The organism is Stutzerimonas stutzeri (assembly GCF_038561965.1).
Classification (GTDB): domain Bacteria; phylum Pseudomonadota; class Gammaproteobacteria; order Pseudomonadales; family Pseudomonadaceae; genus Stutzerimonas; species Stutzerimonas stutzeri_AA.
This window is the reverse complement of the sequence record NZ_CP139348.1, coordinates 698,469-715,130: the sequence shown is the minus strand read 5'-3', so window position 1 is coordinate 715,130 and position 16,662 is coordinate 698,469. Positions and strand designations below refer to the sequence as shown.

The 16,662-nt window shown below is 61.7% G+C and carries 12 protein-coding genes and 3 tRNA genes; 8 read left to right on the top strand and 7 right to left on the bottom strand.

The window, feature by feature from the left end; translation table 11 throughout:
• Positions 1 to 131: 131 nt before the first annotated feature.
• The 3 genes from SM130_RS03125 to SM130_RS03115 all read left to right on the top strand — a co-directional run bounded on the left by SM130_RS03125 (position 132) and on the right by SM130_RS03115 (position 4,024).
• Positions 132 to 2,381, top strand: a complete 2,250-nt coding sequence (locus tag SM130_RS03125) for a DUF1631 domain-containing protein (protein WP_102824367.1) — start codon at positions 132 to 134, stop codon at positions 2,379 to 2,381.
• Between the two features lie 119 nt (positions 2,382 to 2,500).
• Positions 2,501 to 2,674: a DUF3094 family protein gene (locus SM130_RS03120; RefSeq protein ID WP_102824366.1), complete on the top strand. Its 174-nt coding sequence runs from the start codon at positions 2,501 to 2,503 to the stop codon at positions 2,672 to 2,674.
• Positions 2,675 to 2,728: 54 nt separating this feature from the next.
• Entirely contained in the window at positions 2,729 to 4,024 is a 1,296-nt protein-coding gene (locus SM130_RS03115) for an NAD(P)/FAD-dependent oxidoreductase (RefSeq protein ID WP_102824365.1), read from the top strand.
• 113 nt (positions 4,025 to 4,137) lie between these two features.
• Here SM130_RS03115 and SM130_RS03110 read toward each other — a convergent pair.
• The 6 genes from SM130_RS03110 to rluD all read right to left on the bottom strand — a co-directional run bounded on the left by SM130_RS03110 (position 4,138) and on the right by rluD (position 9,025).
• Positions 4,138 to 4,213, bottom strand: a tRNA-Lys gene (locus SM130_RS03110).
• 5 nt (positions 4,214 to 4,218) lie between these two features.
• Positions 4,219 to 4,295 (bottom strand) — tRNA-Pro (locus SM130_RS03105).
• 9 nt (positions 4,296 to 4,304) lie between these two features.
• Positions 4,305 to 4,380, bottom strand: a tRNA-Asn gene (locus SM130_RS03100).
• 196 nt (positions 4,381 to 4,576) lie between these two features.
• On the bottom strand, positions 4,577 to 7,141 hold the full coding sequence (gene clpB / locus SM130_RS03095) for an ATP-dependent chaperone ClpB (protein WP_102824364.1): 2,565 nt from the start codon (positions 7,139 to 7,141) through the stop codon (positions 4,577 to 4,579).
• A 175-nt stretch (positions 7,142 to 7,316) separates the two neighbouring features.
• Complete coding sequence (gene pgeF, locus SM130_RS03090; RefSeq protein ID WP_256044870.1) at positions 7,317 to 8,054, bottom strand: peptidoglycan editing factor PgeF; 738 nt, start codon at positions 8,052 to 8,054, stop codon at positions 7,317 to 7,319.
• Complete coding sequence (rluD, locus tag SM130_RS03085; protein WP_102824362.1) at positions 8,051 to 9,025, bottom strand: 23S rRNA pseudouridine(1911/1915/1917) synthase RluD; 975 nt, start codon at positions 9,023 to 9,025, stop codon at positions 8,051 to 8,053. The genes pgeF and rluD overlap by 4 nt, the downstream gene beginning before the upstream one ends.
• 206 nt (positions 9,026 to 9,231) lie before the next feature.
• Between rluD and SM130_RS03080 the strand changes: the two genes are divergently transcribed.
• From SM130_RS03080 to SM130_RS03065, 4 genes are all read left to right on the top strand, one after another.
• A complete protein-coding gene (locus tag SM130_RS03080) occupies positions 9,232 to 10,221 on the top strand; it encodes an outer membrane protein assembly factor BamD (protein ID WP_102824361.1) in 990 nt (329 codons plus the stop codon).
• Between the two features lie 118 nt (positions 10,222 to 10,339).
• On the top strand, positions 10,340 to 10,570 hold the full coding sequence (locus tag SM130_RS03075) for a PP0621 family protein (RefSeq protein ID WP_102824360.1): 231 nt from the start codon (positions 10,340 to 10,342) through the stop codon (positions 10,568 to 10,570).
• On the top strand, positions 10,560 to 12,152 hold the full coding sequence (locus tag SM130_RS03070) for a sensor histidine kinase (protein WP_102824359.1): 1,593 nt from the start codon (positions 10,560 to 10,562) through the stop codon (positions 12,150 to 12,152). The genes SM130_RS03075 and SM130_RS03070 overlap by 11 nt, the downstream gene beginning before the upstream one ends.
• Positions 12,153 to 12,285: 133 nt before the next feature.
• Positions 12,286 to 13,623, top strand: a complete 1,338-nt coding sequence (locus SM130_RS03065) for a sigma-54-dependent transcriptional regulator (RefSeq protein ID WP_102824358.1) — start codon at positions 12,286 to 12,288, stop codon at positions 13,621 to 13,623.
• Between the two features lie 41 nt (positions 13,624 to 13,664).
• Here the strand turns inward: SM130_RS03065 and SM130_RS03060 are convergent, their stop codons facing one another.
• Positions 13,665 to 14,723, bottom strand: a complete 1,059-nt coding sequence (locus tag SM130_RS03060) for a DUF2333 family protein (RefSeq protein ID WP_102824357.1) — start codon at positions 14,721 to 14,723, stop codon at positions 13,665 to 13,667.
• 214 nt (positions 14,724 to 14,937) lie between these two features.
• On the opposite strand from SM130_RS03060, the gene SM130_RS03055 reads away from it, so the two are divergent.
• Positions 14,938 to 16,533, top strand: a complete 1,596-nt coding sequence (locus tag SM130_RS03055; RefSeq protein WP_102824356.1) for a response regulator — start codon at positions 14,938 to 14,940, stop codon at positions 16,531 to 16,533.
• Positions 16,534 to 16,662 lie beyond the last annotated feature (129 nt).

The following is a 16,662-nucleotide window of genomic DNA, read 5'->3' as shown; positions in this document are numbered from 1 at the left end:
AAGAATCCCGCACACGATTGCGGGCTCGCCCGGTGCCTTCCGCCTTGCCCTGCCGACTTGGTTACCTATATAAGACGCTGCTTACATCTGGCGTTGTGACCGCCTAAGCAGGCGACCGCAGGAGAGTCTCGATGCGAACCGATGCGAAAGTGGTGCACCTGAACAAGGCCGCCCCTGAGCACAAGCCGTCTTCACCAGCAGGCCGCCTGCCAGTGGCGCTCATCAGTGTGCGCGACAAGACCGCTCAACAGTTGCGCCAGGCTCTGCAGTCGCTATTCGACAACGCCGACGACTCGCTCTTCGAAATTGCCGATCGCGCGACCAGCAACGTCGAACAGAACGCATTCTTCGAAGCCATGCGTGATCTGCGCATGAAGCGCCGCAATATCGAACGCGGTTTCCTGCAGCAACTGTTCGAAGCATTCTCAAAGCTCAATCAGTACGAGATCGGCAAGCCTCCTGCGCTGGATAACGTCTCGTTCGATAGCCTTTCTCTGGTACAGAACGACGAACTGGAAGAGTCGGTCGCCATCGACACGATGGTCGCCAAGGTGATGAGCCGCGCCGCGCAGCCGCTGGGCCACCTGACCACGCGCATGAACGCCCTGATCAGCAAGAAGCTCGACGACAAGACCAACCCGCTCGGACCGCACGCACTCTGCGACTACTTCATTGAAGCCAGTAGCAGCCTTGGCGTGGACATCAAGGTCAAGCTGATCATCTTCAAGCTCTTCGAGAAATATGTCCTTGGCGATCTCGACCAGTTGTATGCCGAAGCCAACCAGACCCTGGTAGCGGCCGGCATCCTGCCTGAACTCCAGTCGGCACCGCCGCGCCGCCAGCAGCGCCCTGGCGCCCCGGCTGCCAGCCACACGCCGCCAGCACCGGCCGGCCAGCCAATCTACGCCGATGAAGGACTGCAGGAAGCCGCGTTCAGTGCCCTGCACAACTTGCTCTCTGATCTTCGCGGCAGCAGCGCGCTCCCGGCTCGCAGTATTCCGAGCGACGCCATACCGATATCCAGCGGCGATCTGCTTCGCTTGCTGTCACACATGCAGACACGCGCACCGCAGACGGTCGATGATTTCGATCTTCAGGAACAACTGGCCAGCCTGTTGAGTCGGGTCAGCGCGAAAACAGGCAAGTCGCGTGTGGTCGGCGAGATTGATGACGACGTAATCAACCTCGTCTCCATGCTGTTCGAGTTCATCCTCGACGATCGCACCCTGCCGGATTCGCTCAAGGCGCTGATTGGCAGACTGCAGATTCCGCTGCTCAAGGTTGCTGTACTGGACAAGACCTTCTTCAGCCGCGGAAGCCATCCCGCTCGACGACTCCTCAACGAGATTGCATCCGCATCGATGGGCTGGGGCGATCAGGATGAGGCACAGCGCGACAGCCTGTACCAGAAGATCGAGCAGATCGTGGCGCGCCTGCTCAACGACTTCGTTGACGACCCCGCCATTTTCTCCGAGCTGCTGGCTGACTTTCTGGCCTTCACCGGTGACGAGCGCCGCCGCAGCGAGCTACTCGAACAGCGCACCCGCGACGCCGAAGAAGGCCGCGCCAAGGCTGAAATTGCCCGCCAGGAAGTAGAACACGCACTGAACCAGCGCCTGTTTGGCAAGACGCTACCGGAAGTCGTGGTGCGCCTGCTACAGGAAGCCTGGAGCAAGGTTCTGCTACTGACATGCCTTAAACATGGCACTCAGTCCGAAGAATGGCAGGCTGCGCTCGACACCATGGATGACCTGGTGTGGAGCGTTACGCCGCATGAGGATGAAGCGTCGCGCGCGCGCCTGCTGGAACTGGTCCCGAGCCTGCTTAAAGCACTGCGCGACGGCCTGGTCAGCGCGGCCTTCGACCCGTTCTCCACTGGAGATTTCTTTACCCAGCTCGAAGCACTCCACGTCCAGACCCTGCAGCGCTTCCAGCAAGCGTCGACCCGGCCTGGGGAGGCCACCACAGATGACGCCTCCTCCGCACAGCCAGGTACCGCCGAAGCGGCGCCAGCAATGGTCGAAGTGGTAGACGAGATCGTGTTGCTCGCCCCTGGCGAAAGCCGCGAGCAGGAGCCAGAGATCAGCCTGCCGGACAACGACGAAGCGCTGATTCAGGTCGACAACCTGCGAGTCGGCAGCTGGGTCGAGTTCCAGGAAGACGAAGAACACAAGCTGCGCTGCAAGCTGGCTGCAGTGATCAAGCCCACTGGCAAGTACATTTTCGTCAACCGCACCGGCATGAAAGTCCTGGAAAAGACCCGCATGGGCCTGGCGACCGAGTTCCAGCGTGGGGCCATACGACTGCTCAACGACACCCTGCTGTTCGACCGCGCCCTGGAGTCGGTGATAGGCAATCTGCGCAAGCTGAAGAACGCCTGACCCACCAATGGGCATGCCATTCAGCATGTCCATTCCTCACCACGCGGCAATGCGCCGCACTTCGCGCTTGGCTTTTGACCCTGCACAGCTAGAATGCCTGCATTGCATTCGAGGTGCCTATGCCCAGCCGCCTGAACCCCGAAGACCAGCAGCGCGTCGATGAATACCTCCGCGCACCACAGCACCAGGTCGAGCGCCAGCCGTTTCGCCCGTGGATCCTGCTGCTCGTCGTGTTGGCCGTGGTTCTCGGCCTCGGGCTTTTGAGCCGCCTCTTGAGCCGCCTGGTGCTTTGAGCCCCGCTCGCCCAGTCCCGCCGCCAGATTTCCTTGCAGCTATGAGTCATTCCCATGTCACATCGAATCGTAATCGTCGGCGGTGGCGCCGGCGGTCTGGAGCTTGCTACCCGCCTGGGCAGAACTCTCGGCAAGCGTGGTAGAGCCCGGGTCACGCTTGTCGATGCCAACCTCACGCATATTTGGAAGCCGCTGCTGCACGAAGTCGCCGCAGGCTCGCTGAACTCGTCCGCCGACGAGCTCAACTATGTCGCCCAGGCCAAGTGGAATCATTTCGAGTTTCAGATGGGCCGCATGGCCGGCCTGGATCGGACCAACAAGTGCATTCGACTGAACGCCACTCGCGATGAGTTCGGCGTGGAACTGGTGCCTTCGCGCGCACTGAATTACGACACCCTGGTAATCGCGGTCGGCAGCACGACCAACGATTTCGGCACCCTGGGCGCCGCCGAGCACTGCATCTTCCTCGACACCCGTGAGCAGGCCGAGCGCTTTCATCGGCAGCTGCTTAGCCATTACATGCGCGCCCACGCCGGCGAAGCCGCGCCAAGCGACATCAGCATGGCCATCGTCGGCGCAGGCGCTACCGGCGTTGAACTTGCTGCCGAGCTACTGCATGCCGCCAAGGAACTGGCCGCCTATGGTCTGGACGGCATCAAGCCTGAGGATGTGAACATCACCCTCATAGAGGCTGGCCCAAAGGTGCTGCCAGCACTACCCGAGCGAATCAGCCAACCGGTGCACCAGACGCTGCTGGATCTGGGCGTCACAGTCCTGACAGGCGCCGCGGTAAGCGAAGTGACCGCCGAAGGCCTGCACACCAAGCAGGGCGAATTCGTCCCGGCCAGCCTCAAGGTGTGGGCTGCCGGAATCAAGGCTCCAGCCTTCCTCCACGAGCTCGACGGCCTGGAAACCAATCGCATCAACCAGCTGATTGTGCACCCGACACTACAGACCACACGCGACGACAACATCTTCGCGTTTGGCGACTGTGCCGCATGCCCCCAGCCGGACAGCGACCGCAACGTCCCGCCCCGCGCGCAGGCAGCGCATCAGCAAGCCTCCATGCTGGCTCGTTCGATTCGCAACCGGCTAGAAGGCAAGCCGCTGCCAACCTATCGCTACAAGGATTACGGCTCACTGATTTCGCTGTCGAGCTTCTCGGCGGTCGGCAACCTTATGGGCAACCTGACCGGCAACGTCATGCTCGAAGGCTGGCTGGCGCGGATGTTCTACATCTCCCTTTACCGCATGCACCAGATCGCCCTGTACGGCGTGCCTCGTACGCTGCTGATGATGCTCGGCGACAAGTTGAGCCGCTCCACCGAGCCCCGCCTGAAACTTCACTAATGTCGAAGCGGCGCACCTTCGGGTGCGCCTGCAACAGGCGCTAAATCGCGGGCAAAAAAAAGCTGGATATCCGTGAAGATATCCAGCTTTTCATGCTTCCAGAGAAGCTCGTATGGTGGGTCGTGTAGGATTCGAACCTACGACCAATTGGTTAAAAGCCAACTGCTCTACCAACTGAGCTAACGACCCAAAAATGGTCGGGGTAGGGGGATTCGAACTCCCGACATCCTGCTCCCAAAGCAGGCGCGCTACCGGACTGCGCTATACCCCGATTGGAATTTGGCTCCGCGACCAGGACTCGAACCTGGGACCCAATGATTAACAGTCATTTGCTCTACCAACTGAGCTATCGCGGAACAACTACAATTCCAGCTCTTCAGCGTTAAGTTACCGCCTCAGAGGCGCGCCATTTTACGGTTCCCGGCCCGCCTGTCAACCCTAAAAATGCGATTCTTTACAACACTTTGCATTCACCCTACAGCGCCGTCGAAAACACGGTGCCGTCAAGCGTTACCTGCAGGGCACACTGCGCCCTGCAGGTAACCGACTCACTCAATCGAAAACGATCTGTTCGCCATCGACCCGCGCCTTGACGCCGCTGCCCGGCGCGAACTGGCCGGAGAGTATCTGCTGCGCCAGCGGGTTCTCGATCCAGCGCTGGATTGCACGCTTGAGCGGTCGCGCACCATAGACGGGGTCGTAGCCGACAGCGACCAGCTTGTCCATCGCCTCCTGACTGAGCTCCAGACTCAGCTCGCGTTCGGCCAGGCGCTTGCGCAGGCGGCCCAACTGAATGTCGGCGATACCGGTGATCTGCTCGCGACCGAGCGGATCGAACACGACCACTTCGTCGATGCGGTTGATGAACTCCGGCCGGAAATGATGAGCCACCGCATCCATCACCGCAGCCCGCTGCGCATCCGGGTCGCCAACCAGCTCCTGAATCTGTGCCGACCCCAGGTTCGAGGTCATTACAATCACGGTGTTCTTGAAGTCCACCGTGCGGCCATGGCTATCGGTCAAGCGACCGTCCTCAAGCACCTGCAACAGCACGTTGAATACGTCCGGATGGGCTTTCTCCACCTCATCCATCAGCACCACCGAGTAGGGTTTGCGGCGGACCGCTTCGGTCAGGTAACCGCCCTCCTCGTAGCCGACGTAGCCCGGCGGCGCACCGATAAGACGGGCAACAGAGTGTTTCTCCATGAACTCGGACATGTCGATGCGGATCATCGCCTCCTCGGTATCGAAGAGAAACTCGGCCAGCGCCTTGCACAGCTCGGTCTTACCGACCCCGGTCGGACCAAGGAAGAGGAACGAGCCACTTGGCCGGTTCGGATCGGCCAGCCCTGCACGCGAGCGGCGCACAGCGTTGGAAACCGCTACGACCGCCTCATGCTGACCGATAACGCGGGTATGCAGCATGTCTTCCATGCGTAGCAGCTTGTCACGCTCGCCTTCGAGCATCTTCGACACCGGAATACCGGTCCACTTGGAAACCACCTCGGCAATTTCCTCGTCAGTCACCTTGTTACGCAGCAGCTGGTTCTCTTTCTTGCCATGCTGAGCAACCATCTCCAGGCTGCGCTCGAGATCCGGAATGATGCCGTACTGCAGCTCGGCCATGCGCGCCAGATCGCCCTTGCGCCGCGACGCCTCGAGCTCAGCCTTGGCCTGCTCGATCTTCTGCTGGATCTGCGCCGAGCCCTGCACCTCGGCTTTCTCCGACTTCCAGATCTCGTCCAGATCGGCGTACTCCCGCTCCAGCTTGGCGATGTCGTCTTCCAGCTTGGCCAAGCGCTTCTTGGTGGCCTCGTCGTCCTCTTTCTTAAGCGCCTCGCGCTCAATCTTCAGTTGGATCAGGCGGCGATCCAGGCGATCGAGCTCTTCCGGCTTGGAGTCGATTTCCATGCGGATCCGACTACCTGCCTCATCAATCAGGTCGATGGCCTTGTCCGGCAGCTGCCGGTCAGTGATATAGCGGTGGCTCAGCTTGGCCGCCGCGATGATCGCCCCATCGGTGATGGTCACCCCATGGTGCACCTCGTAACGCTCTTTCAGGCCACGGAGGATGGCAATGGTGTCCTCCTCGCTCGGCTCGTCCACCTGAATCTTCTGGAAGCGTCGCTCCAGAGCGGCATCCTTCTCGATGTACTGGCGGTACTCGTCCAGCGTGGTAGCACCAACACAATGCAGCTCGCCGCGTGCCAGGGCCGGCTTGAGCATGTTGCCGGCATCCATGGCGCCTTCGGCCTTGCCTGCGCCGACCATGGTATGCAGCTCATCGATGAACAGAATGACGCGCCCTTCCTGCTTGGATAGCTCGTTCAGCACGGCCTTCAAACGCTCTTCGAACTCGCCGCGGAACTTGGCACCAGCAATCAGCGAGCCCATGTCCAGGGCAAGCAGACGCTTGTCCTTGAGCCCATCGGGGACTTCACCATTGACGATGCGCTGGGCCAGCCCCTCGACGATGGCCGTCTTGCCGACACCCGGCTCGCCGATCAGTACGGGATTGTTCTTGGTGCGCCGCTGCAGGACCTGAATGGTGCGCCGGATCTCATCGTCGCGACCGATCACCGGGTCGAGCTTGCCGTCCTCGGCGCGCTTGGTCATGTCGACGGTGTACTTGTCGAGCGCCTGCCGTGATTCCTCGGCATTGGGGTCGTTGACGGCATCGCCACCGCGCAGGTTGCTGATGGCGTTCTCCAGCGCCTTCTTACTGACGCCCTGGGCCAGCAGCAACTTACCCAGGCGGGTATTGCTATCGAGTGCGGCAAGCAGCACCAGTTCGCTGGAAATGTATTGGTCGCCCTTCTGCTGCGCGAGGCGATCAGCCTGATTGAGCAAACGCGCAAGATCCTGCGACAGGTTCATGTCGCCGGTAGGATTCTGCAGCTTGGGCAGCTGGTCGAGCTCCTTGGTCAAGGCCTGACGCAGCGCAGCAAGGTCGAAGCCGACCTGCATCAGCAATGGCTTGATTGAGCCACCCTGCTGCTCAAGGAGGGCCTGCATAAGGTGCAGCGGCTCAATGGACGGGTGATCAAGGCCGACGGCAATGGATTGGGCATCGGAAAGTGCAAGCTGAAGCTTGCTGGTCAGTCGATCGATACGCATGGAAGTTCATCCTCAAGTAAAGCGGGCCGGCACAATGAACCGCGCCATACAAGAACCCGCGAGATGCAGCATAGATGAGGATGATTGTTGGAGATTCAAGGCGGACGAAATTGATGCAGGTCATGCCAAGACGGCAGAGTCACTGCCTGACCTGGCAGCACGGAAGGTGCGAATGCTATCGGTCCAGCCAGATCAGCGTGGCGAAGCGGCCCGTGCGAGAAGCACGACGGTAGGAATAGAAACGCTGATCACTGAAGGTGCACAGCCCACCGCCGTAGACCGCATGAACGCCAACAGCTGCCAAGCGGATACGCGCCAGCTGATAGAGATCAGCCATGAAGCGCCCGTCATTACGGCTCGGCACGAAAGCGACGACAGCCGCCGGATGCTGCGCCACGAATGCGTCGCGCACCTCAGGACCGACTTCGAATGCCGCCGGCCCGATCGCCGGCCCCAACCAGGCGAGGACCTCGCCGGAAGGAATCGCCAACGCCTCGAGTGTCGCCTCGAGAATGCCACCGGCCAGCCCTCGCCAGCCGGCATGAGCAGCAGCGACGCGTGTCGCGGCGCGATCACAGAACAACACCGGCAGACAGTCGGCCGTCAGCACCGCACAGGCCTGGCCAGGAGTCTCGCTCCAGCTGGCATCGGCGGTCACGCAGGTTCTTGGCGTCGCACGTGTTGCCACGCTCGAATGCACCTGCGCCAGCCAGGCGGGCTGACAGCCGAGCGCGTCCTGTAGATGTTGTCGATTCCAGGCCACTGCCGCCGGATCATCACCGACATGATCGCCCAGGTTGAGGCCATCGAACGGCGGGGTACTGATGCCACCTAGACGCGTGGTCACACAGGCGCGGACACCCGCCGGGGCGGGCCACTCGGGCACGAGCCAGTCCGCACCGCGGGTGTTCACCCGACGAAGGCCTCGCGGTCCTGTTGCAGCAGCGCCAGGAGCCAGACGAAGTCGTCCGGAAGCGGCGACTCCCATTTCATTCGCTCGCCCGTCACCGGATGATCCAGTTCGAGAAAGCGCGCATGCAGCGCCTGCCGAGGAAACTCACGCAGGGTTTGCACCATGGTCGGATTGGCCGCTGGTGGGATACGGAAACGCCCGCTATAGAGCGGATCGCCGACCAGCGGATAACCCAAATGGGTCATATGCACGCGAATCTGGTGGGTACGCCCGGTTTCCAGCTTGACCCGAACGTGCGTATGCGAGCGGAAGCGTTCCAGCACGCGGTAGTGGCTGACCGCCGGCTTGCCGCCCTCCACCACCGCCATACGTTGACGCTGCTGGCCGTGACGGCCGATCGGCGCATCCACGGTGCCGCCCGTGATGATCACGCCGATTACGATGGCCTCGTAAATACGGCTGACACTACGCGCCTGCAGCTGCTCGACCAGACGGGTTTGCGCCTGCAGTGTCTTGGCGACGACCATCAGACCCGTGGTGTCCTTGTCCAGGCGGTGGACGATGCCGGCACGCGGCACGTTGATCAGGCCAGGGACATGGTGCAGCAGCGCATTGAGCAGCGTGCCGTCGGCATGGCCGGCCGCAGGGTGCACAACCAGTCCGGCTGGCTTGTCGATCACCAGGATCTGATCGTCCTCATAGACGATCTCGAGCGGAATGTCCTGGGCCACCCACTCGCCCTGCGCCTGCTGCTCGGCACTCAATTCGAGCACGGCGCCCGCATGCACGGTGTCACGGGGGCGCAGCACGGCGCCATCGACGGTCAGCAGACCATCCTTGATCCAGGCGGAGAGGCGCGAGCGCGAGTGTTCTGAAAAGAGCTGGGCCGCGACCTGATCGAGACGTTGCCCGCCAAGGTCAAACGGCACCTCGGCACGGAGTTGGATGGCCTGTGTGGAAGTCGTGGACATACGGCGAGATAGGTTCGTCTGAGAGAGGCAGGCAGCGTCCATTGGTAATGGAAGCACCTAGGGGACCGCAGATGGCGGAGCGGCCTTTGGTTTCGGCTACACGCTTGTGTTTAAATACGGCGTCTTTGTCCCGGCGCACCGGGGCGCTCATCATAACAGGACGGCTCCGCGCGAGACAGCCAGCCGTCACAGGGACGCAAGCCGCCATGCAAGTGAAACACCTGCTGCTGATCGCCATTCTCGCCCTTACCGCCGCCTGTTCATCTAACGAAACCGTCGACGAGAACCTGGGCGAAGTCGAGCTTTACCAGCAAGCACAGGCCGACCTGGACAACAAGAGCTACACCAGTGCCATCAGCAAGCTCAAGGCTCTGGAGTCGCGCTACCCGTTCGGTCGCTTCGCCGAGCAGGCGCAGCTGGAGCTGATCTACGCCTACTACCGCAACGTCGAGCCAGAAGCCGCGCGCTCGTCGGCAGAGCGTTTCATTCGTCTACATCCGCAACACCCCAACGTCGACTACGCCTATTACCTCAAGGGACTGGCCTCGTTCGATCAGGATCGCGGCCTGCTTGCCCGCTTCCTGCCGCTGGACATGACCAAGCGCGACCCGGGCGCCGCTCGCGACTCGTTCAATGAGTTCGCCCAGCTCACCAGTCGCTATCCCAACAGCCGTTACTCGCCGGATGCCAAGGCGCGCATGATCTACCTGCGCAACCTGCTGGCGGCCAACGAGATCCACGTCGCCCACTACTACCTCAAGCGTCAGGCATATGTCGCCGCTGCCAACCGCGGCCGCTACGTGGTGGAAAACTTCCAGGGCACGCCCGCCGTGGCCGACGGCCTGGCGGTAATGACCGAGGCCTATCAGCGCCTCAGCCTCGATGACCTGGCCGAAACCAGCCTGAAGACCCTGCAGCTCAACTACCCGGATCATGCGACCCTGGAAGGCGGCAAGTTCACGCCTGTCGAGCGCGAAGATGACAACCGCAGCTGGCTGAGCAAGGCCACCCTCGGCTTCATCGAAAGCGAAGCACCGCGCCCGGACACCTCCCGCGCCAACCGCGACGTACTGCGCCAGTATGAAAATGCCTCGCGCGACCTGCCTGAAGAGCTGCGTCCGGTGCTAAGGGACGTGGAGCAGCAGGAGCAGAAGCGCTCTTGGTGGAGCCGCCTGACGTTCGGTCTGTTCGACTGATGCACTGAGCCGGCGCCGGAGCGACAAGTACATGCGCGGCGCCTGCGCTACCTAGGGCCAGGACAGGCCCCGGCTCGACCGCTCCGTCGGTCGCCACGCTTAATGGGAAGGAATCGATATGGGTCTGATTCGACTGTTGTTCTGGGTCGCGCTGATTGCCGCCGCGTTCTGGCTCTGGCGCCGCCTGTCGCAAAAGAAGGCCGCAAAGCCTCAACAGACCACCCTGCCGATGGTCCGCTGTGCCCAGTGCGGCGTGCACGTACCACAGGATCAGGCCCTGCAGTCGCAGGACCGCTGGTATTGCAGCCGCGCTCACCTGGAGCAGGACAGCAACGCTGGTGGGCTCTGAAAATCTCACGTTCTTTGGCGACCAGGGACGGCGGATCCTTCGCCTGTATCACCTTTATCGCCTGACCATCGGTCTGGCGCTGGTCCTGCTGATAAGCAGCGACCTGCACAACGACCTGCTGCAGATGAGCAATCCGCAGCTGTTTCAGTACGGCGCCTGGCTCTACCTGATAGTCAACATACTTGTCGCCGTGCTGGTTCAGAGCCCGGAGCGCGATCTGCCCGTGCTTGGCCTCGCGTTGATGGACGTGATTCTGCTGTCGGGATTGTTCTATTTCGGCGGTGGCACACCGAGCGGAATCGGCAACCTGCTGATCGTCGCCGTCGCCATCGCCAACATCTTGTTGCGAGGCAAGGTGGGCTTCTTCATCGCGGCAGTGGCGGCGACGGGGCTGATCTATCTGACTTTCTACCTCAGCATCAGCCGCCCCGAAGCCAGTAGCCAGTACGTACAGTCCGGCGCGCTCGGCACGCTTTGCTTTGCCGCGGCGTTTCTCGTGCAAGGACTGACCCGACGCCTGCAGGTCAGTGAGACGCTGGCCCGCCAGCGTGCTGAAGAGGTTGCCAACCTCGAAGCCCTCAACGCGCTGATTCTTCAGCGCATGCGCACCGGCATCATGGTCCTGGACCCCCAGGAACGCGTGCTGCTTGCCAACCAGGGCGCGTTGCAGCTGCTCGGTCAGGAATCGCTGACTGGCGAACGCCTTGCCCCGCGCTGCCCGGAACTGCTCAAGGCCCTGCAGCAATGGCGTGGCAATCCAACCTTGCGCCCGCACAATCTCAAGGCAACGGCGGACGGCCCAACGCTGCAGCCGAGTTTCGCTGCGCTGCAACACGGTAACAAGCTCGATACGCTGGTGTTTCTTGAGGACATATCGCAGATCGCGCAGAAGGCGCAACAGCTCAAACTCGCCTCCCTTGGTCGACTGACCGCCAGCATCGCCCACGAGATCCGCAACCCGCTGGGCGCGATCAGCCATGCCGCGCAACTGTTGCATGAGTCCGAAGAGCTGGACGGCCCCGACCGACGCCTGGCGCAAATCATTCAGGATCATTCACGACGGATGAATCTGGTGATCGAGAACGTTCTGCAACTCTCGCGACGACGCCAGTCCGAGCCGCAACTGCTTGACCTCAAGTACTGGCTGCACCGTTTCGTGAGCGAGTACCGCCAAGGACTCAGCGCGCAACAAACCGTGCACCTGGAAACCATCGGCAGCTCGCTGCAAACCCGCATGGACCCCAACCAACTGACCCAGGTGCTTACGAATCTGGTGCAGAACGGCCTGCGCTACAGCGGCCAGCAACACGAGCGTGCGCAAGTCTGGCTGCGCCTGTTCCGCGAGGAGAGCAGCGATCTGCCAGTCGTCGAAGTACTCGACGACGGCCCGGGTATCGCCGCCGAGCAGCTGCATAACCTGTTCGAGCCCTTTTTTACCACTGAAAGCAAGGGCACCGGATTGGGCCTGTATATCTCGCGCGAGCTGTGCGAGAGCAATCAGGCGCGCCTGGATTACCGCGAGCGCAGCGAAGGTGGCAGCTGCTTCCGCATCGTCTTTGCCCACCCGCGCAAGCTGAGCTGAGTCTCGCCGAGCGGTTGCCGGCAACACATCACACATCGACCAAAGCGACAGCCACGGCGGGCTCTGGCGGAGTTAAGATGCTCTCCAGCCGCTTCGCCGGCAACACATCGCATCACGAATCAAGAGCAAGACCATGACCGCGCGCCAGAAAGCACTGATCATCGACGACGAGCCTGATATCCGCGAGCTGCTGGAAATCACCCTCGGCCGCATGAAGCTCGATACGCGCAGCGCGCGCAACCTCAAGGAAGCGCGCGAATGCCTGGCCCGAGAGCACTATGACCTGTGTCTGACCGACATGCGCCTGCCCGATGGCAGCGGTCTGGAGCTCGTGCAGTACATCCAGCAGCAGCATCCGCAACTGCCCGTTGCCATGATCACCGCTTACGGAAGCCTGGACACGGCGATCGGCGCGCTCAAGGCCGGCGCATTCGACTTCCTCACCAAGCCCGTGGACCTCAATCGTCTGCGCGAGCTGGTCAGTACTGCATTGCGTCTGCGTGCTCCGGCCGCGGAAGTGCCGGTGGACAGCCGCCTGCTGGGAAGCTCACCGCCGATGAAGGTGCTGCGCAAGCAGATCGGAAAGCTAGCTCGTAGCCAGGCACCGGTCTATATCAGCGGCGAGTCCGGAAGCGGGAAGGAGCTTGTGTCCCGCCTGATCCATGAACAAGGCCCGCGTAATGAAAAGCCCTTCGTGCCGGTCAACTGCGGCGCAATCCCTTCCGAGCTGATGGAGAGTGAGTTTTTCGGCCATAAGAAAGGCAGCTTCAGTGGCGCCATCGAAGACAAGCCAGGTCTGTTTCAGGCAGCCAACGGCGGCACGCTGTTTCTCGACGAGGTAGCCGATCTGCCGCTACCGATGCAGGTCAAGCTGCTGCGTGCCATTCAGGAGAAGGCGGTCCGAGCGGTGGGCGGCGCGCAAGAAGTGATGGTTGACGTCCGCATCCTCTGCGCGACGCACAAGGATCTGGCCGCCGAGGTTGCGGCGGGTCGCTTCCGTCAGGATCTGTACTACCGACTGAACGTCATCGAATTGCGCGTACCACCACTACGCGAGCGCCGCGAGGACATTGGCCTTCTCGCCGACGCCATGCTCCGTCGCCTGGCTCAGGAGTGTGGCGACAGCGTCGCTCGCCTGCATCCGGAGGCCTTGACCAAGCTGGAGAACTACCGTTTCCCTGGGAACGTGCGCGAACTGGAGAATATGCTTGAGCGCGCCTATACGCTCTGCGATGGCGACGAGATCAAAGCGGGAGACTTGCGACTTGCCGATTGCCCTGGTCTGTCGGAAAACGGTGAAGCCAGTCTGGCGCAGATCGACAATCTGGAGGATCACCTGGAAGAGATCGAACGTAAGTTGATCATGCAGGCGCTCGAAGAGACTCGCTGGAACCGCACAGCAGCGGCCCAGCGGCTCGGCCTGACCTTCCGCTCGATGCGCTATCGACTGAAAAAGCTCGGCCTGGACTGAGCGACGGGCTAGTGCTCGTCGCCAACAAAGCACCGGCTCGGCTAGCCCTGCGACAGCAGATTGCGCAAATCAATGATCGCCGCGTTGGCACGCGATATGTAGTTGGCCATCACCAGCGAGTGATTGGCCAGCACGCCGTAACCACTGCCGTTCAGCACCATCGGGCTCCAAAGCGGCTCCTGCGCAGCCTCCAGTTCACGAATGATCTGACGGACGCTGACCGTCGCGTTCTTTTTTGCCAGCACATCGGCGAAATCCACCTCGATCGCACGTAGCAGATGGGACAGCGCCCAGGCCTGGCCACGCGCCTCGAAAAAGACATTGTCGATCTGCATCCAAGGCGTCTCTACGACTTGCTCCTTGACCTGTGGAACGAGACCCGCCCGCTCTTGTTCAGGTGCGATATCAATGTCCAGGCGAACCCGACCTACGCTGGCGGACAAGCGCTGCGACAGCGAACCCAGCCGGGTGGCGGCGTCACCAAGCCAGTTATTCAGGTTATCCGCGCGGGTATAGAACAGCGCCTTGGGCTCGGGATCGCTGAGACGGGCCAGATAGCGATCCAGACCGCGGATAGCATTGCGATATTCGGACTCTGACGCTGGCAGTGCCCAACTGCGGTTGTCGAAGTTGAACAATGGCTCGGCCTTGGCCAGGTCAATATCTTCCGTGGACTGCGACTGTGAGCGGGCAAAGTCTTTGCGCAGCGCACGCGACAGGTCACGAACCTGCACCAGCACGCCGTATTCCCAGCTCGGCATGTTGTCCAGCCAGAGCCCCGGAGGTGCGATATCGTTGCTCAGGTAGCCGCCTGGTTTATCCAACAGCGTACTGGCAACGCGCTTGAGGGTTTCCACCGTCGTATACCCGCTGACCAGCTGTCGCTGTGAAGCTTCGGCGGCCTGACGAGTATGCTGCTGTACTGGGAACAGGTCCGGCTCGCTGCTCCAGTACCAGCCGAGTATCAGCGTAACCAGCAGGTATGCACCCAGAAGGCCGGCAAGAATCAGCAGAAGCGGGCTGCCTGTCCCATTGCCGGTCGCCCCAGCAGAGCCATTCGAGCGGCCGCGACGGGCGAAGCGATTCTTCCAGTCCAACATGGGCAATGTGTCCTTCTCGGGTTCAGGAGTTCGACCGCAGCATGCCAGAGACGTTGCGGCGACATGCCCTTACTATAACGCAGGGCCCCCAGGCTGCTCAGTGTCAAATTGAGAACCACTACCGCGAGGCAAGCTTCCAAAGCGTACCGGCAGTGATAGCATGCCGCCATTAAAGCACCAGGGCAGTGCACCTGGCGCACCAGGAAAAAACGCGATGTCGGATCAGGAAGAGCTAAAACAGCATTTTGCCCAGCGGGTCATCCACCAGGCACGGGAAGTGCTGGAAGTCTGGCAACAGCTACAGCGCAATGAATGGAACGAGAGTTACCACGCAGCGCTTACCGAAGCGACGACCCGACTTCGACGCTTCGCCGACCGCTTCGAGCAGACCGAGCACAGCGAACTGGCGCTGAACATCGAAGACTGCCTGAGCGATATCCGCGACAATCGCGGCCGTCTTTCCAGCAGCACCATTTCCACCCTCAGCCAGCTGATCTACCGCCTCGCGCGGACCGGCCTGCGCCACAGCGATCCGCACAATCAGTCATTCCTGCCGCCGCTAAGCAAACCGGTGTACATCGCGCTGCAAGATCAGGAACGCGCCGAGCACCTGGTGCGGCAGCTCGATTTTTTCAGCATGTCTGCTCAGGCATTCAGTAGCGTTGCCGCCTTCCGCACCGCCATGCATCGACGCCACCCCGCTGCGATCGTCATGGAAGTGGATTTCAACGGACCCGGCGAAGGGCTACGCCTGGCTGAACAGGTGCAACAGGGCTTGGAACCGAAGTTGCCGATGCTGTTCTTCAGTCACGCCGAAACCGACACCCCGACCCGACTGGCGGCGGTACGGGCCGGTGGTCTGGAGTTCTTTACCGGCACCCTGGATGCCAGCAGTCTGCTGGAGAAGATCGAGATATTCACGCGAACGGCGCACTACGAACCGATCCGCGTACTGATCGTCGATGACTCCCGGGCCCAGGCCACCCATACCGAGCGGGTATTGAACAACGCCGGCATCGTCACCCAGACGCTGATAGAGCCGATCCAGGCCATCGGCGCGCTGGCCGAGTTCCAACCGGATCTGATCATCCTCGACATGTACATGCCCGAGTGCCTGGGCACCGAACTGGCCAAGGTGATCCGCCAGCATGAGCGTTACGTCAGCGTGCCGATCATCTACCTTTCTGCCGAAGACGACCTGGACAAGCAGCTCGACGCCATGGGCGAAGGCGGCGACGACTTCCTCACCAAGCCAATCAAGCCCAGCCACCTGATCGCCACCGTGCGCACCCGCGCCACCCGCGCCAGAAGCCTCAAGGCACGCATCGTGCGAGACAGCCTGACCGGCCTCTACAACCACACCCACAGCCTGCAACTGCTCGAGGACTCGCGCTTCCGTGCGCGTCGCGACAACAGCCCGCTGAGCTTCGCCATGCTGGATATCGACCACTTCAAGCGGGTCAACGACACCTTCGGCCACCCCATGGGCGACCGGGTTATCAAGAGCCTGGCACTGTTTCTGAAACAGCGCCTGCGCAAGACCGACCACATCGGCCGCTACGGCGGGGAAGAGTTCGCCGTGGTGCTGCCTGATACGCCGGCGGACGCGGCCTGTAAGGTTCTCGATGAAATCCGTCAGCGCTTCGCGGAGATTCACTTCCCCGCTCAACCACACGACCTGAGCTGCACCTTCAGCTGCGGCATCACCGAGCTGTCAGACGACGCCGAGGTCAAGACGCTCACCCAGCAAGCCGACGAGGCGCTGTACCGGGCCAAGCACGGCGGCCGCAACCGCGTTGAGCGCTACTGATCCGCAACCGCTCAACTCCACGGCCTGGACAAGCCGGCTACCCACGCTGTCTAGCCGGCCCATCACTGCAGGCCCGCTCGCTGTAACGCCAATGACATCAAACTGCCATACCTTGCAGGCCTCCTGATC